This is a genomic window from Capnocytophaga sp. G1920 (assembly GCF_051417515.1).
Genome location: NZ_JBPRKH010000001.1, coordinates 149,781 through 168,132 on the forward strand (window position 1 = coordinate 149,781; position 18,352 = coordinate 168,132).

The window sequence follows — 18,352 nt, forward strand, 5'->3', positions numbered from 1 at the left end:
AATCTCCTAACTCATATTACCTAAATCCTAAAAGCTTGAATAAAAACTTAGACCCAAATAAAGAAAATTATTCGGCGCAAGAACTCGATATAGAAAGAGCCTTACGCCCTTTGTCGTTTGATGATTTTGCAGGGCAAGAAGCAGTTTTAGAAAACCTAAAAGTATTCGTAAAAGCTGCTAATATGCGTCACGAAGCACTCGACCATACCCTTTTTCACGGACCTCCTGGACTTGGAAAGACTACCCTCGCTCATATTTTAGCTAACGAATTGGGTGTAGGTATCAAAATTACTTCAGGTCCCGTGCTTGATAAACCTGGTGATCTAGCAGGACTACTCACTAATTTGCAAGAGCGTGATGTACTTTTCATCGATGAGATACACCGCTTGAGTCCAGTAGTAGAAGAGTATCTTTACTCGGCTATGGAGGACTACAAGATTGATATAATGATAGAATCAGGCCCCAACGCCCGCACAGTGCAAATTAACCTCAATCCATTTACGCTTATAGGGGCAACTACCCGTTCAGGTTTACTTACGGCTCCTATGCGTGCACGTTTTGGTATTCAAAGTCGATTGCAGTATTATTCTACCGAACTTTTGGCAGATATCGTTCAGCGCAGTGCTTCTATCCTTAAAGTACCGATTTCTATGGAAGCTGCTATAGAATTAGCGAGCAGAAGTAGAGGTACCCCACGTATTGCCAATGCTCTTTTGCGCCGTATTCGTGACTTTGCTCAGATAAAAGGTAATGGTGAAATAAATATTGCTATTACCCGTTTCGGACTCAAAGCCTTAAATGTAGATGCTCACGGATTAGACGAGATGGACAACAAAATTCTTTCAACCCTTATTGATAAGTTCAAAGGAGGACCTGTGGGAATTACCACTTTGGCAACTGCCGTATCCGAAAGTGCTGAAACTATTGAAGAGGTGTATGAACCCTTCCTCATTCAAGAAGGCTTCATTGTACGTACTCCCCGCGGACGCGAAGTAACCGATTTAGCTTATAAACACTTAGGTAGAGTGAATCCTGCAAGGCAAGGCACTTTGTTTGATTAAACAAATAACAATTAGATAGAAAAAATCCCTTAAAGTAACATCATACTTTAAGGGATTTTTTATTGCTTATCTATTTTATACTTGTATCACACCCAAATTAAACGCTCTTTCAATAGGGGCGTTGTTGGCAGCTTCTATACCCATTGCTATCCATTGGCGGGTTTCTAATGGGTCGATAATAGCATCAGTCCAAAGGCGAGCAGCGGCGTAGTAAGGTGATATTTGCTCGTCGTATTGCTCTTTGATATGAGCAAAAAGCACGGCTTCTTTTTCAGGGGTAAGTTCCTCTCCTTTTTTCCTTAGGTTGGCAGTTTCTATCTGCAAGAGTACTTTAGCAGCTTGCGTACCTCCCATTACCGAAATGTTTCCACTGTGCCACGATACGATAAGACGTGGGTCGTAAGCCTTACCGCACATTGCGTAGTTACCAGCCCCATACGAGTTGCCTATCACGATCGTAAATTTAGGCACTACCGAATTAGCAACAGCATTCACAAGTTTAGCCCCATCTTTGATAATCCCTCCGTGCTCTGATTTGGAGCCTACCATAAAGCCCGTAACATCTTGCAAGAAGAGCAAGGGAATTTTCTTTTGGTTGCAATTGGCTATAAAGCGGGTCGCCTTGTCGGCACTATCCGAGTAGATTACTCCTCCAAACTGCATTTCCCCTTTCTTAGTTTTTACCACTTTGCGCTGGTTGGCAACAATGCCTACTGCCCAACCCTCAATACGCGCATAGCCCGTGAGAATAGTTTGTCCGTACCCTTCTTTATATTCGTCAAATTCTGAATTGTCTACTAATCGAAGGATAATTTCCTTCATATCATAAGGCTCTGTACGCAATTTAGGCAGGATACCGTAAATTTCGTTAGGGTCTTTCAGCGGTTTATGAGCTTCAATGCGGTTAAAGCCCGCTTTTTCGGCATCGGCGAGTTTAGCCATTGTACGGCGTACACGGTCAAGAGCGTCTTTATCATCGGTTGCCTTGTAGTCGGTTACCCCGCTAATTTCGCAATGGGTAGTTGCCCCACCTAAGGTTTCATTGTCGATGTTTTCGCCTATCGCTGCCTTCACTAAATAGCTACCTGCCAAAAAAATACTGCCCGTTTTATCTACTATCAGTGCCTCATCGCTCATTATTGGTAGGTAAGCCCCACCCGCCACACAACTGCCCATTACTACGGCTATTTGAGTGATGCCCATACTACTCATCAGGGCGTTGTTGCGAAAGATGCGACCAAAGTGTTCCTTATCGGGGAAAATCTCGTCCTGCAAAGGCAAGTACACCCCTGCACTATCCACCAAATAGATGATAGGTAATCGATTCTCCATCGCAATTTCTTGAGCGCGTAGGTTTTTTTTGGCAGTAATAGGAAACCACGCTCCCGCCTTTACAGTAGCGTCATTAGCTACTACTACGCATTGTTTACCAGCTACATAGCCTATCACCACCACTACACCAGCCGAGGGGCAACCGCCGTGTTCTTCGTACATTCCCTCACCGGCAAAAGCGCCTATTTCTATTTGGGGTTTATCGTTGTCTAACAGATACTCTATGCGTTCACGAGCCGAAAGTTTACCTTGACTGTGAAGCTTTTCGAGGTTCTTTTTGCCCCCGCCTTCTTTTACTTTTTTCAAGCGTTTGCGTAGCTGACTAAGGGCTAATTTATTGTAATCTTCGTTTGTATTGAATTGAATGTCCATTGTAATGTTATGAGGGTGCAAAGGTAGGAAATAATTATGAATTACAAATGATGAATGATAAGTAAGAAAATAATACAGAAAATGAATCGTATAGACCTTTTGTATTTTTACATCAGTTCAATATAACAAGGTAGTACTTTTCAATCACTTTTGCGTTGCTACAATCTCCCCCAGAAAGCAGGTCGCTTTCGTTTTTAATCACTTTTCTTTCGCCAAAACCTCTTTTCATCCTTCACTTTTAACCATTCACTATCAACTACTTATATAGCCTTTCTATACCAATCTTCCAAGATTCGTATAAGCTTCCTATAAGCTCTCTATAAGCTAAGCATACCCATTTACCCCTCATTTTTCACTTTTTAGCCAATTTACTCCTTCCGAACCTCTCCGAAATCTTTCGATAATCCAACTCTCTCAGCTTGCTAACTTAATCACCTGCGTAGCTCGCACTGTCCATTATACCACAACTGCCCGTACAGCTTACACTTAATCTGCTAATCAAAAAGATTGGCACTAATTTTGTAAAGGTAGAAATAAGGTATAAGTTACCTAACTCTAACTAAGAGAGAAATTGTTAAAAATGTTAAATTAAAAAGGAAAACTGTACAACTTTTAAGAAGTTTTTGTACATTTGTGCCTTAATTTGAAATGAAAAATATGAAGATAAAAGTTCTATTTGCCCTATTCTTAGGAGGTTGCTTCTTAGGTTTTTCACAAATAAAAGTATCTCCTGTCGAAATTTATAACACAGTAGTAGATAGAGGATATGAAATACAAGAAGTTGTAGAACGATTGGGCGATTATTACTATGCTAGTAAAGATTATCCTAAAGCGTTCCATTGGTATGAAAAACTGATGAAAGACGGCAACTACTCTCCCCAACCCATCAACCGTTACCGCTATGCAGTGGTATTGCAAGCCTTAGGTAAAAAAGACGAAGCTAAAAAACAATTTAACCTATTTGAGGTACTCACAAAAAAAGGTGACGCTCCTCAAACTAACCCTACACCAGATTGCTCTCGTGAAATTATAGGCACTGTAACCGATGCCGAAACAGGTGCCAAGATTTCTGGTGCTCAAGTTTTTATATTCGATAGTGCTATGGGAGCTCTTTCCAGCAATACAACTGATAGTAAAGGCTCTTTTACTACCAAAAAACTGAACTGTAACTTCCAAAATGGCTTTGTGGAAATCGTAAAAAAAGATTATGATATTGCCGATGTTCCTATCGTTTTTGAGAACAATAACACTCTCAAAAAAACAATATCATTATCCCCTCACACAATAAGCCTTAACGAGGGCGATGATTTAGCCCCTGTTTTTGCCATTGATAATATTCATTTTAACTACGGAAGAACCAATATCCGATATGACGCCTCTGTGCAATTAGCTAAAATTGTGGCTTTTTTGGAAGCCAATCCTACTGTAAAAATAGCAATTAAAGTGCACACCGATAGCCGAGGAGAAGACGGTTACAATATGAACCTCACCGAAACTCAAGCACAATCTATCTATCAATGGCTTGTAAGCAAAGGCATTTCTCCTAACCGATTAACTGCCAAAGGTTATGGCGAAACGCAATTGGTAAATGGTTGCGAAAACGGAGTGCCTTGTAGCGAAGAAGAACACCAAGCCAATAAACGCGTAGAATTTATTATTATCGAAAAATAAAATACTTTTTTCATTAATTTTCATAGCTTCTACACTTTGTTAAACAGCAAGTTTAGCAAAGTGTAGTTTCTTTGATTCTAAAATTAAAAAAACTTACACAATATGAAAGGAAAATATTTACTCCTATTTTTTGTCTTACTAATCGCTTGTAAAGACGAAAAATCAAATCCTGAAAACAAAGAACCAAAAGCAGGAGTAGGATTAAGAATTGCTACTGCTTATGGAGCTCCTAATGTCGATAAATGGATTGCTAATGCTAAAGCTATGGGTATTAATTGTATGCGATTGACTGATATGATACAAAAAGATAAAGGTCATTTGCAAGATTTAACCAGTGACCCTGAACATAAGTTTGACGAAATGGATAAAAAAGTAGCCAAAATAGTCGCCAGCGGTATGACTTATGTTTTAGATTTATCCTACATACGAAATCAACTCATAAAAGAAGGTATCAACCCTTATTCACCTTCTACCGATTGGACTCCGTATTTAGAAGTTGTTTTAAACAGAACCCCCATAAAAGGATATACTTATAAAAACGACCCTCACCTTGCTTTCATAGCCATAGCAGGCGAGCCTTTTAGTAAATACAGTGATAATCCAATAGAGAAAGCGGGTAATAAAGCTAATCTCATTGCCTTCTATAAACGGTTAGCCCTTCAGTTGAAGAAAATGGGAGTAACTCGCCCTATTTCAGCAGGTGGGTTTCTTCATCAAGGCAAAGACGGCTGGGGTACCGATGCCGATTTAGGTTTTAAAGAAATATGGTCGTTGCCCGAGATTGATATCCCCACCATACACGTATACGACGACGACGCTATTAATAGTATTCCCCAATTAGTTGCCTTTTGCCATAGCATTGGTAAACCTTTGGTTATTGAGGAAACAGGAAAAGAATACAAAGGAAATGATGCTGAGAGAGCTAAATGGTTTGAGAAGATTGCCTCCAAAATTAAAGACTCTAAAGCCTTCCCTGATGGTATAGGTTTGTGGAATATAGGCGAAATGAATGGTTATGATGTTCGTGCCGATGAACACCCTATAACTACCAAAGCAGTACGAGAACTAATGCTATTAACTCAAAGCAAGCTACTAAATTAACAAACAGCTTATTATCGTCTGATTATGACTATTATTATCCCTAAGAACTACTCAACTCCCTACGGAATAATGGATACCGAGCGAGCTATAAAACTAATCAAAGACTCTTTTGAGCAGGCTTTGGCGCGCGCTTTAAACCTCACACGTATTTCGGCTCCTTTATTTGTGAAGCGTTCCACAGGCCTTAATGATAACCTCAACGGAATAGAACGCCCTGTTAGCTTCGAAATGAAAGATTACAAAGGTGAAGTGATAGAAATTATCCATTCTCTTGCTAAATGGAAACGTTTAGCCCTGAAACGCTATGGTATTAAAGCAGGCGAAGGCATTTATACTGATATGAATGCTATCCGTAGAGATGAAGAATTAGATAATACCCATTCTATTTATGTAGACCAATGGGATTGGGAAAAAGTGATAACTCCCTCTCAGCGCACTTTATCTTATCTCAAACAAACCGTAAAACAGCTATATAATGCCTTTCTTGAAACAGAAGCGATATTAGTAAAAGAATATAACAAGTGTAAGGTTTTTCTACCTCGTGAAGTAACATTCATAAGTTCACAAGAATTAGAAGATATGTATCCTAACTTATCACCTTCTGAACGTGAACATAATTTCACCAAAGAAAAAGGAGCTATTTTTATTACTCAAATAGGCAAAACACTTCTTTCAGGAAAAAAACACGACAATAGAGCCCCCGATTATGACGATTGGGAACTCAATGGCGACCTTATTATTTGGAATCCTGTACTAAACAGCGCTTTAGAACTTTCTTCAATGGGTATTCGAGTAAACGAAGCCTCTCTACATTCTCAACTGAAAGCTTCAAAATCAGAAGAACGCGAGAAGTTAGAATACCATCAAATGCTATTACGCGGTGAATTACCCTTAACTATTGGGGGAGGTATCGGTCAATCTCGTATCTGTATGCTACTCTTGCAAAAAGCACATATCGGTGAAGTACAAGCATCAATATGGACAGATGATATGGTTCAGTTATGCGATAAGAACGGAATTCATTTATTGTAAACGGATATTGTACATATTGAGAAAAGATGTATCTTTGCACCAAAATATAACAAGATAAACTATGAAATGGGAAGGAAGAAGACAAAGTAGCAATGTAGACGACCGTCGCGGAATAAGTGCTAAAGGTGGTCTTATAGCAGGCGGTGGTATCGTAGGTATCATCGTAGTATTGTTACAACTCTTTGGAGGCGAAACAGGACAACAAGTAGCCTCTGTAGTAAGTCAAGTAGCAGGTGGTAACCAAACTCAACAAGCGGTAGAACGCGTAGAACTTACTGCCGAACAAAAGAAAATAGGTGAATTTACCGCTACAGTACTCGCCGATACCGAAGATGTATGGGATAAAGTATTTGCTCAAAATGGCTTAGGAACCTATAAGAAACCTACCTTGGTACTCTTTACCGCTAATGTAAATACAGGCTGTGGAACTGCCTCTTCTGCAGTAGGTCCATTCTATTGTCCTGCTGACCAAAAACTCTATATGGATATGGATTTCTTTGAAGAACTCAAAACACGCTTCGGAGCTAAAGGTGGCGATTTTGCTATTGCCTACGTAATGGCACACGAGGTAGGGCATCATATCCAAACGCTTTTAGGCACTTCGCAACAAGTACGCCAAAAACAACAAGGGCTCTCCAAAGCAGCTGCCAATAAATGGTCGGTAGCACAAGAATTACAAGCCGATTTCTATGCGGGAGTATGGGCACATCACAACCAAAAATATTTAGATGCCGACGATATTGACGAAGCTCTTAGTGCGGCTAACGCTGTAGGTGATGATGCTATACAAAAACGTATGCAAGGACACGTAGTACCCGATTCTTTCACTCACGGTACTTCTGAACAACGCAAATACTGGTTTACCAAAGGGTACAATACTGGAGATATCCGTCAGGGTAATATTCAAACTATTTATGAACAAACAAGTAATCGTTAAGGATTTAGGTAATAAAGACTACAAAGAAACGTGGGACTACCAAGAGTCGCTGTTTGAAGAAATAGTCGCACAAAAAACAAATAACAAAGCTAATGGCACAACCCTGCCTACTACTAATTATTTCCTTTTTGTAGAACATCCTCACGTATATACACTTGGCAAAAGCGGTCATATAGAGAATCTGCTCATTGATGAAGAAGGTCTAAAAAATAAAGGGGCTACTTTTTACAAAATCAATCGTGGAGGAGATATCACCTATCACGGACCTGGACAGATTGTGGGCTATCCTATCTTAGATTTAGAAAACTTTTTCACCGATATCCACAAGTATTTGCGTTCTTTAGAAGAAGTGATTATCCGTACTCTTTCCGATTATGGTCTCAAAGGCGAACGCAGTGAAGGTGAGACAGGGGTTTGGCTTGATGTAGGAACGCCTTTTGCTCGTAAAATTTGCGCAATGGGAGTCCGTTGTTCTCGTTGGGTAACAATGCACGGTTTTGCCCTAAATGTAAATACTGATTTAGGCTATTTTGATAATATTATCCCTTGTGGTATTCGCGGTAAAGCAGTAACATCCCTAAATGTAGAATTAGCAAAAGACAAGGTGGATTTACAAGAAGTAAAACAACGTATCCTAACTCATTTTAAAGAAATCTTTGAAGCAACATTATAAAGAATAAAAAAGGGAGGTATCAAAATGATAACCTTCCTCCTATTTTATAGAAATATTCTTTTCTTACATTGATATAATAATAAATTCACTACGACGGTTTGCTTGATGCTGTTCTTCAGTACAGGGTACCCCATTTGAGCAACCATTTACTAATTGCGTTTCGCCATATCCCTTACCCGTAATCCTATCTTTGTGAATACCGTGAGCTATAAGCCACTTAATAGTTGATTTTGCACGTCTTTGTGACAAAGCTAAGTTATAGCTATCAGAACCTCTACTATCAGTATGCAAGCGCACATCTATTTTCATAGTAGGGTACTCTTCCATTACTTTTACTATTTTAGCCAACTGTTCAGCTGCATCAGGACGAATATTAGCTTTATCATAGTCGAAGTATATATTATCTATTTTTAATTCCTTTGATAAATCATCTCCTATTTTTATAGGTTTCTTCTCAACAATAGGAGATAACAAGACTTCTGCATACGCGTCTTTTAATCCTGTTAAAGTAATATTTTGCTCATCAGAAGAAAAACCTTCCCTTATTGTTTTAATTATTAGCTGTTCATCTTTGCAATTGGAAGTATAAAGAAAACTAAAAGTCCCCTCCTTATTCGAGATTTGTTCTTCTATTAACTTCAATGACTTATCTAATAAAGTAATTTTAGCATCTGATATTACTTCTAAACTTTTTGCATTTTTAACAACCCCATTAATGGCTTGTTTACACGAGAACTGTACTGGGGCTTCCTCATAAAAACTATAAATATCATCACTTCCTTTACCTCCTGGTCTGTTTGAAGTAAGATAACCTATTTTAGTATGAGTGTTAATTACATAACAGAAATCATCTTCAGCACTATTGGCAGGGCGACCTATATTCACAGGTTTAGAAATAGGATTACCTCCCTCATCTAATTTTACGGCATAAATATCTAATCCGCCTAAACCTGGAAAACCATCTGATGAATAATACAATATGTTATCATCTGAAACAAATGGAAAAGACTCTCTACCTTGAGTATTGATAAGTGCTCCTAAATTCTCTGGCTTTCCATAACCGTTTTTCAGTATTTTAGCACGATAAATATCCGATGCTCCAATAGTACCTTTCATATCCGATGCAAAATAAATATATTTACCATCAGGACTTAAAGCAGGGTGAGCTACACTATGAATATTACTATTAAAAGGCATTTCTTTTACATCTTCCCACTTACCGCTCTTATTTTTGGTAGCTTTAAATATCTTCAACAATACTGTTTCGTCCCCATTAGTCTTTACTTCATTATGGATAAAGTTATTACGAGTAAAATAAACCGTATTTCCATCTTTGCTAAACGCAGCTGTCGATTCGTTAAACTTAGTATTGATACCATTGAGCCTCCCTTTCTTAGAAACTTGCAAGCTATCAGTAGTTGCCTCATACAAACTATAAAAATTATCACCTGTCCAATCTGCACGCTTCTTTAAGATACCACCTTTGCTAGTAGCATATACTATATTATTACCATAAAAAGCAGTCCCATACTCTGATTTATTAGTATTAATCTGCAAAGGGTGTAATACCATTCTATGAGAATTTCGCTTAATTTCTGCTTGATAATCTCTGTTCTTTTGAAAGAGTACTGCACGCGAATCAGTATTTCCTTTAAGAGCCACAAACTTATCCATCATTTTGTCAGAGGCTTCATAATCTTCCATTGATTTTAAAGTTTGCGCATAACGATAGTAATATTCAGGATTAATATTATAAGGTTTTCCTGTCTTAGCATCAGTATTTGCAAAGAGTTTTGCATACCACTTATTCGCTTGTTTGTAATCGGCATTATAGTAGTAAGCATTAGCCAAATTTTCTAATAGCTCTTGGGGTTCTACTCCTTTACGTGCAATACTTTCATAGGCATTAATAGCCTGTACATAATCCAAGTTCTTGTAATAGTTAGCTGCTTTCTGTAAAGCTTCTTTTTCACTTTGTCCACAAATAGTTTGGGTGAAAGTACTTACAAGAATGGCTAATAAATAGAAAGGTATTTGTTTCTTCATAAATCAATAAAAGGAAAAAATTATAAAAAAGAAGGTTTGTAATATCAACCGGGTAAATAGAAAATTAGGAGTTAATTTATAACTCCTAATCTTCCATTACAATATTTCTATTAATCCATACTTACCACAATAAACTCGCTACGACGGTTAGCTTGATGTTGTTCTTCAGTGCAAGGCACTCCATTTGAGCAACCATTTACTAATTGCGTTTCTCCATAGCCTTTCGCTTTCAATCGCTTGCGGTCAATACCTTGCTTAACTATCCATTCAAGAGTTGATTTAGCCCGACGGTCAGATAAAGCTAAGTTATAAGCATCTGTAGCTCGGCTATCGGTGTGCGAACGAATATCTATCTTCATCTTAGGATATTGTTTCATCACTTCCACAATCTTAGCTAATTCTACCGCTGCATCTGGTCTGATGTTCGACTTGTTTAAATCGAAGTATATTTCTTTTATCTCAAATACTTTAGCTAAATCAGTATCCTTTGAGATAGCTATTTCTCTCGGTTTTAACAAGAACTCGTAGAAGATATCTCCTTCTTTACCCGTTAATACTTTCACTTCTGTGGTTTCATATTTATCTTTTTCAGCTCTTAGGTAATAATATAATTCTTTACAATCCACTTTCTTGAATGCAAAAGTACCATCTTCTTTAGTTCTTTGAGTATCTATCTGTTTCATTGTTCTATCTGATAGTACTATAAGAGCATCTACAATAACGCTTTTTGTATTAGCATCTTTCAGTACTCCTTTCAGCATTTTCTCACAGTCAAAGGATAAAGGTTTCTCTTCATAAAAGCTGTAAATATCATCTTTACCCTTTCCTCCAGCTCTGTTAGAACTTAAAAATCCTATCTTGCTGTCACTATCCATTATAAAACAAAAATCATCATCAGCACTATTACCTGGCTTACCTATATTAATAGGTTTTGATACTGTTCCGTCTTCATAAAACTTTACCGCAAAGATATCCAAACCTCCTAACCCTGGAAAGCCATCTGATGAGTAATATAACACATTATTCTTAGAGATAAAAGGGAAAGATTCACGCCCCGACGTATTAATAACATCTCCTAAATTTTCGGGTCTACCGTATTTATTATTTCCTAAAATCTCTACGCGAAAGATATCCGAACTCCCTAAGGTTCCTTTCATATCTGAAGCAAAATAAAGATATTTTTCATCAGGACTCAAGGCTGGGTGCGCTACATTGTATTGGTTACTATTAAATGGCACTTCTACCACATTTCCCCAATCTCCTTTTTCATCTTTCGTTGCTTTAAGTATTTTTAGTAAGATAGTATTTTCTCCATTCGTTCCTATCTTTTTATTTATATAGTTATTACGGGTAAAATACACTGTTTTTCCGTCTTTTGTAAATACAGCCGTAGATTCATTAAACTTTGTATTTAAAGCTGATGAAAAAGGTTTCTTATTACTTAATTCTTGCTTATTGCGGTCTGCTATATACAGGTCATAAAAACTCTCTCCTGTCCATTGTGAAATTCCTCCTTTAGAAGCTCTACCGCTATTAGCTGCTGCAAAAACTATTTTATCACCATAAAAAGCTGTCCCATATTCTGAATATTCGGTGTTAATAGCTACTGGGTGTAATTGCAAACGTCCTGAGTTACTCTCTATCACTTCCCGATAGTCCTTATTCTCTTCATAAAGCACAGCACGCGTATCATTATTACCTGTAAGCTCAGCAAACTGAGACATTAGCTTATTCGCTTCGTCATACTTCCCTACTGATTTTAGTACTTGTGCATAGCGATAGTAATATTCAGGTTTGATTTTATATTTCTTATTCTCAAATAGCTGTTTGTACCAAGGTAATGCTTTCTTGTATTCGGCATTGTAGTAGTATGAATTACCAAGATTTTCTAATATATCTTGATTCACAAATCCTTTCTTAGCAATGCTTTCATATATTTTTATAGCATCAACATAAGCAAAGTTTTTATACATTTCCTTTGCCTTTTGCAACTCTTTCTCATTCTGGGCAAACAGTACAGATATTCCACAAAATAAGGCTATTATAAAAGTGTATTTTCTCATCAACAATTCAATTTTAAGTAATTTATAAAGGCTTATACTCTCTGTTCTCCTTCCTAACTAAAAGAAACGAGGAGACACTATTTTCTTATAGGTTTTGAGCAGTTCATAACGCAAAAAGATTTCGTGTGAACCTGAGTTATATTTTGATAATTCAGTCGTCTCAAAGTCATAAGCATATCCCGCAAACCAACGTTCACTTATCTGAAAACCTGCCATTACACTCACTGCTGCCGACCATCTGTAAGCTGCCCCCAACACAAACTTCTCATTAAACATAAAGTTTGCCGATAAGTCCAATTGTAAAGGTGCTCCAAAAGCTATCTTAGAAAGCACTGCGGGTTTGAATTTTGTGTTCTCTGACAAGTTGAACACATAACCTCCGATTAAATACATATGCTGCGTATTCTTCAACACAGACACTGAACTCTTGTTGTAATGAGTGGTTTCCAACATATTAGGCACTGAAAACCCTAAATAATACTTATCAGTATACCAATAAATACCCGCTCCTATATTAGGTGAAAAAACGCTCTCACTGCCCGATAAGTTAGGGTCTGCTTGATCTTGTTTGTTTAGCTCATCATAATTTATTTGAAATAAGCTACCCGAACCATTGATGCCAAAAGCTAATTTGGAGTTCTCAAAGTTCAAAGTATATGAAAAATCAATCGTTAAATCGGTTTGATTTTGAGGTCCTATACTCTCTCTAAAAATACTTCCTCCCAAACCTACATTGCGTAAGCTCTCCATTGGTTGATGATAACTAATGCTCCCATTAGTGGGGGCTCCTTTGATACCTACCCATTGGGTACGAAACATACCAAAGAAACTGCCTACCTCTCTTGAGCCTGTATAAGCTGGGTTAAACATCATAGTGTTGTACATATACTGGGTATATTGCGACTCTTGTTGTCCATATATCCCTACACTAAACATTGTTAATACTAAAATAAACGCTTTTTTAATCATTTTTAAACTGTGTATTACTTAACTATTTTTCTTCATTACTGTTAATCAGGTAGATAGTAAATCTAACTAACTTTTATTTCGGCAAAAGTACAACTTTTTTACATTTCTACCACTTTTTACACAATATTTTATATCTATACCCTTATTATTTTTGTATATACAGCCACCCTATTTGTGTTTCTTTTCGTTGAGCATCGTAATATTCTAACACATAGTAGTAAGTTCCTAAGGGCATTTTATCTCCTTTTAATACGCGAGAAGTATTATTATATCCTTTTATATCAAACACTTTTTCACCTACCCGATTATATACCTTAACTCTATTATTGGGGTAATGCTCTATCCCTCTGATATAGAAATAATCATTCTTTCCATCTCCGTTTGCTGATAAGCCATTGTAAACAGTAATTCTTTTCAATTCACTTGTTGTTGTAAAAGTATCTGCTTTTACCTCTATTTTGGCTACTGAACTCGTTACAGTGCCACATCTATCAGTTATAGTCACATAATAATACCTCTCCCCTACTGTTTCAGTTGAAGGTATATAACTATTCGCGCGAGAATCTATTGCCTTACCACCTATATTTGTATTCATAGTACTCTCATACCACTGATACACAGGTGTAGTGGTACCCTTCACTATTACATATAAAGGCGATGGTAAAGCTTTCTGAATATAAACACCTGAGGTAGGTTGTTGTTCGATAGTTAAATAATTCACCTTCAATATTGCCTCTTCAGAATACTGAACGGTAGCAGTTTTTACGTCTGTATAACTATATTTCACCCTATACTTATTCCCGTTTAAGTGAGCATTGACAGCATCAAAAACTAAGGTTACTTTATTTCCACTTCTAACAGAGCCCTTTTCTGTATCTATATTCTTCCATTGGGTGCTTTTATTAGTTAATTCTTGCCACTGATAGCCGATGTTTTTTCCTGTAGCACTTGCTGAGATAAGTTTAGCCTCAGAAGTAAATACAACTCTTTCTCCATTGCATAACACTTGACTCTCAGGTTGTGTTACAACAACAATATCAGGTGTTACTCCTTTTTCACTTTCTACATTATACACAAGTTGTTGCATATTGCATTCCATTAAATTATCATTACAATTCCTGCCTGCATAAACCTCAACGGTAAAATGTGTCATATCGAAGTTAGTCACTCGGTATTCCAATCTATAAATTATATCTGTATAGGCTCGTAGCTCACTTAAAGAATAATACTTCTTGTCTTGCACATCTTGGGCCGTGATAACTATTTGCTCTTTCTGTTTAATAGGGTCTATTGCTAACAATCTCAATACTTCTATACCTTGTATATTGGGGAGCATAAGCCAAATATTATCTATGGGCTCCCTATTCAAATTTTGTAACCTAAAGTCTATAAAAAAGGTCGTGTTATGTATTTTTATATTCTGAGGGGTGATGGACTGCAAAGTAATAGAGCGCTGTCCCCCATAAAGCAAAGTATTCGATGTGTTCTGTTTTATAATCTTTGTCTCTCCACTATTGGCATAATGATAATAGAAACCTTCATAGGTTACCCTTATATTTACTAATTGATTATGGTTAAAGGCTTCTTCTTCGCTTGTACATACTTTTGCTTTACAAGTAGGCTGTACAAAAACTTCTATATACTGATTCTCATCATTTTGTCCTGAAATAATTTCTGGAGGTAAATATCCCTCCGTTCCTTTCTTAGGGTTGGTATAAGTATACACTTTAAAATCCTTATCTTCATCCGTTGTAAAGCTATCTAACGGAATATGTACTACATTAGTTGCCGTGTTTTCTAAATAATGATACGTCACCGGCTTTACCAAATCATAACCTTTAGGCACTTTTATCTCTATAACCTTTACAAGCCTCTTAGGGCGATATTCATCTTTAAATATTCTATCGGTAGTCTGCTGAAAAACACTACCCTCTGTCTTATTTCGTAGAAGAAATAACACACAATCTTTCATTTTATAGCAAGAATGAATATCTTCATCAGGTAAATTTACAATATAAAATACACTCTTACTCTCTTCTCCACAATGTAATAATTCCTCCGTATGATAACCTTTTTCATTTATGTTTTGTTCTTTTGTTCCATCAATTCTATAAAAAAAAGAACCTATCTCTTCTTTTAATTGAGAGATTGAAGTAACATCTTCGGCAGTACAACTCTCCACTTGATAAGTAGCAACGGCAGTAAATTTCTCATCTGCTAAAACTCCTCGAGAAGGTAATGCCTCTGTTAAATTCCACAAGAAATAATTATTTTCATTATCGGTAGTCTCACGAAGGACACCCTGCTTGGCAACTAATGTTATGAGATGTTCTCCTATCTTTAAACTAACTTGTTTAGGCAATAGTTCCACTGTTTTAGGTACCTGCACATAATAATAAAGATTCTTAGTAGAGCCCCCTAATTGTACTCCCTCCGATATTATTTCAATATCGTCTAAGTAAAGAGCTCGTTTGCGGTCTTCTAGTCTCAGTTTAGCGCGCTTTTGCCGTTTGGTCATTGTATAATCTGTCCAACCATACGAATTTTCAGCCCTTTCTATTGTTGTTGAAAGTGTTTTAGGGGCATTCTCAAAGCACACATCAGGACACTTGGCAACTATCGTCCTTTGTGTACAGATATAGGGTATTTTGCAATAAGTATTATACCTATTCTTATCCATTTGCCAAATTGAATATTGCAAAGAAACCTTGTTTGCCTTACAGGTTGTTAAAATCATATCAAAAGTGATATATCCCCAAACCTCATCTGCTGTGGTATAACTGAATGTTCCTCCCGAAAGGACATCAGGTAGAGTTATTGCAGGTGCTACCGAACCCCCATAAGCATCGGCTTTATAAAACTTTATATTCGTCATTGCCACTCCTTCGGGTAACAACAGCTCATAACGATACTTCCTTTCTGCTATTTGTTTGTGATGTGATTGTAATTGTTGAATATTGTCTTGTGAAGTTACAGAAGCTGTAAAAGATATTGAAGTCGGTATAGGTTGATTAAGTGCTAATAAGGCAGGAAATCTTGAAGTGTCTTTCACATCTTTTATTTTTCGTTTAAAAGTATGGTCACTTAATGACTCTTGTTTATGAAAAGAAATACCACACAAGCTATGGTAAGAAAGCTCAGTAATAATACTTACACTAAATATCCCTTCGGTAGATGATAAGCAGAGAATATTATCATTTCTAACTAAATCAAACCGTATCTCTAACTTTTCTTCTGGTGCCAAATCATCTCTTACCCCATCACCATCTTCATCAGTAAGACCTATATTGCGTTGTCCTAATGCTAAATCCTTAAAGCTTTCTAATTCAGCAAAGCTAATGATGCGTTTTCCTAACACACCATCAGGCATTTGTATAGCTTTATCAGGGATAATGATTTCTTTTTTCTCACTATCTATAATACGGAAATTCGTAGGTTTATAAGCCTTAAATTTCACCGCATCCTCTTCTTCATAAAGGGTCAGTTGAAGGTCATAAGCCGTTGCATTCCCTTTATTAATATATTGTGCAGTAAACATTCCCAAAGTATTTCCACAGAAGCCATCACTCCATTTAAAATAAGTTGCTGTACTCTGTGGATTTAAAATAACATTAGGGTTTTCATCAGTTGCCACTTGCATTGTAATTGATTGAACAGCACTACTCACTTCATATAATTCCGAAGGATTTTCTCCCCAATAAGCCTCATAACTCACCTCTCCATTGGCTTTACACCCCTTCGCCGTATACTCTTCTGTAATCCAGACTCCTCCCTTCTCTTTTAATCCTTCCGAAATTCGTATCACATACAAATCCTCTCCTCCATTTTGCCCTATATGCTGTGGCACTTTACTTATGGGAGTAAGTACTTTTTTATTGTAAATCATTTTTCGTGTTTTAACCCCTAATGGGTGTTTCACCGAAAAATAAATATCGTTTATGATACCTACTCTTTTCCCTTCTATGGTTTTATTCTCAATACTGAATACTCTCGAATAATCCCCCATAGGATTCTCTTTCACCTTTTGTGTCGTAATTTGCAGATTAGGAGTATTCAAAAAATATTCATTAGATTTTTTAGTAGCAACCGTTACCTCATCAATCATTACCCCCACTTCATCTTGAAGAGATAAATGTTTTTTCAGATAGCTGTACCCTCTTTTAGTAATTCTCCGTTTCACTAAAAGATGTGTTGTACTTCCTGGTCTACTTAGTACAGTAAGCACAGGATTATTAGGTAAATTTATATCTTTGGGAGTAACTTTTCGTATGGCACTGTTTTTTTCAAGAGTATATCCCGCATATTCAATTCCTTCAGGAAAAGCGAATCGTATATCTATCTTTTCTTTATCTTTAGGAAAAATAATTCTCACGGAAATATAAGTGCCTTCCTGAAAACCAGAAGTAGTAAATTTTATATTCTCTGAAATTACAGTTTTTAGTTGCTGTGCCTTAAGAATCTCTGTTGAAGAAAAGAGTATAAGTAGTAGTATTAGAGTAAATACATTTGCTGTTCGTTTAAAATCCCACATCATTATTAAGCCTTAAAAAACTTCTTTCTGCAAGACAAAATTACGTCTTCACCCATAAAAACACAAGATTTTTAACACTTATTTTTTATCAGTGCCTAATAAATATATTATTCATCTATAATAGCTGTCATTACAATACCCGCTTAGCAGGTATCAGCAATTGGAAAATAAGTGAATAAAAAAACCTTTTTAATATATCTCTCCTTCACTTTATTTCCACTTTACATTCGTTGTTCCTTCGTTTATCGTTCGTCTTTTGTTCGTCTTTTGTTCGTCTTTTGTTCGTCTTTTGTTCGTCTTTTGTTCATCTTTTGTTCGTCTTTTGTTCGTCTTTTGTTCGTCTTTTGTTCGTCTTTTGTTCGTCTTTTGTTCATCTTTTGTTCATCTTTTGTTCGTCTTTTGTTCGTCTTTTGTTCGTTGTAGAGCCACTGTAGACCCACTGTAGACCCACTGTAGACCCACTGTAGACCCACTGTAGACCCACTTGTTCGTTTATCCTATAAGCTTCTTATAAGCTTTATATAATCCTCTCCCAATTTCTCCATTAACTACTAACCATTAACC

The 18,352-nt window shown here is 36.8% G+C and carries 12 protein-coding genes; 6 read left to right on the forward strand and 6 right to left on the reverse strand.

The features are described 5' to 3' along the window. The first annotated feature begins 35 nt into the window (after nucleotides 1–35). Nucleotides 36–1,061 (forward strand): Holliday junction branch migration DNA helicase RuvB, encoded by a 1,026-nt coding sequence (gene ruvB, locus ACSQ7D_RS00800; RefSeq protein ID WP_009418380.1) that lies wholly within the window; start codon nucleotides 36–38, stop codon nucleotides 1,059–1,061. Nucleotides 1,062–1,136: 75 nt separating this feature from the next. On the opposite strand, the gene ACSQ7D_RS00805 is transcribed toward ruvB, so the two are convergent. Beyond that, the gene (locus ACSQ7D_RS00805; RefSeq protein WP_264852452.1) at nucleotides 1,137–2,765 is read right to left on the reverse strand and encodes an acyl-CoA carboxylase subunit beta; all 1,629 of its coding nucleotides are present in this window, start codon (nucleotides 2,763–2,765) and stop codon (nucleotides 1,137–1,139) included. A 648-nt stretch (nucleotides 2,766–3,413) separates the two neighbouring features. Between ACSQ7D_RS00805 and ACSQ7D_RS00810 the strand changes: the two genes are divergently transcribed. The 5 genes from ACSQ7D_RS00810 to lipB all read left to right on the forward strand — a co-directional run bounded on the left by ACSQ7D_RS00810 (nucleotide 3,414) and on the right by lipB (nucleotide 8,179). Further along, a complete protein-coding gene (locus tag ACSQ7D_RS00810) occupies nucleotides 3,414–4,436 on the forward strand; it encodes an OmpA family protein (RefSeq protein WP_319951747.1) in 1,023 nt (340 codons plus the stop codon). 102 nt (nucleotides 4,437–4,538) lie between these two features. Next, nucleotides 4,539–5,537 (forward strand): glycosyl hydrolase family 5, encoded by a 999-nt coding sequence (locus ACSQ7D_RS00815; RefSeq protein WP_437135025.1) that lies wholly within the window; start codon nucleotides 4,539–4,541, stop codon nucleotides 5,535–5,537. A gap of 24 nt (nucleotides 5,538–5,561) precedes the next feature. Next, nucleotides 5,562–6,569 carry an aspartate--ammonia ligase gene (gene asnA / locus ACSQ7D_RS00820; protein WP_437135026.1) on the forward strand — a complete coding sequence of 336 codons (1,008 nt, stop codon included), beginning with the start codon at nucleotides 5,562–5,564 and terminating at the stop codon, nucleotides 6,567–6,569. A 61-nt stretch (nucleotides 6,570–6,630) separates the two neighbouring features. Further along, nucleotides 6,631–7,506, forward strand: a complete 876-nt coding sequence (gene ypfJ / locus ACSQ7D_RS00825) for a KPN_02809 family neutral zinc metallopeptidase (RefSeq protein ID WP_278588837.1) — start codon at nucleotides 6,631–6,633, stop codon at nucleotides 7,504–7,506. Further along, nucleotides 7,484–8,179, forward strand: a complete 696-nt coding sequence (lipB, locus tag ACSQ7D_RS00830) for a lipoyl(octanoyl) transferase LipB (protein WP_009418278.1) — start codon at nucleotides 7,484–7,486, stop codon at nucleotides 8,177–8,179. Before ypfJ ends, lipB begins: the two co-directional genes overlap by 23 nt. A 63-nt stretch (nucleotides 8,180–8,242) precedes the next feature. Here the strand turns inward: lipB and ACSQ7D_RS00835 are convergent, their stop codons facing one another. From ACSQ7D_RS00835 to ACSQ7D_RS00855, 5 genes are all read right to left on the reverse strand, one after another. After that, nucleotides 8,243–10,225, reverse strand: coding sequence for an OmpA family protein (locus tag ACSQ7D_RS00835; RefSeq protein ID WP_437135027.1), 1,983 nt, complete (start codon nucleotides 10,223–10,225; stop codon nucleotides 8,243–8,245). A gap of 110 nt (nucleotides 10,226–10,335) precedes the next feature. Further along, a complete protein-coding gene (locus ACSQ7D_RS00840) occupies nucleotides 10,336–12,288 on the reverse strand; it encodes an OmpA family protein (protein ID WP_437135028.1) in 1,953 nt (650 codons plus the stop codon). A gap of 57 nt (nucleotides 12,289–12,345) precedes the next feature. Then, nucleotides 12,346–13,257 (reverse strand): PorP/SprF family type IX secretion system membrane protein, encoded by a 912-nt coding sequence (locus tag ACSQ7D_RS00845; RefSeq protein WP_437135029.1) that lies wholly within the window; start codon nucleotides 13,255–13,257, stop codon nucleotides 12,346–12,348. 145 nt (nucleotides 13,258–13,402) lie between these two features. Next, nucleotides 13,403–17,791, reverse strand: coding sequence for a gliding motility-associated C-terminal domain-containing protein (locus ACSQ7D_RS00850; protein WP_437135030.1), 4,389 nt, complete (start codon nucleotides 17,789–17,791; stop codon nucleotides 13,403–13,405). 239 nt (nucleotides 17,792–18,030) lie between these two features. Then, the gene (locus tag ACSQ7D_RS00855) at nucleotides 18,031–18,261 is read right to left on the reverse strand and encodes a hypothetical protein (protein WP_437135031.1); all 231 of its coding nucleotides are present in this window, start codon (nucleotides 18,259–18,261) and stop codon (nucleotides 18,031–18,033) included. Nucleotides 18,262–18,352 lie beyond the last annotated feature (91 nt).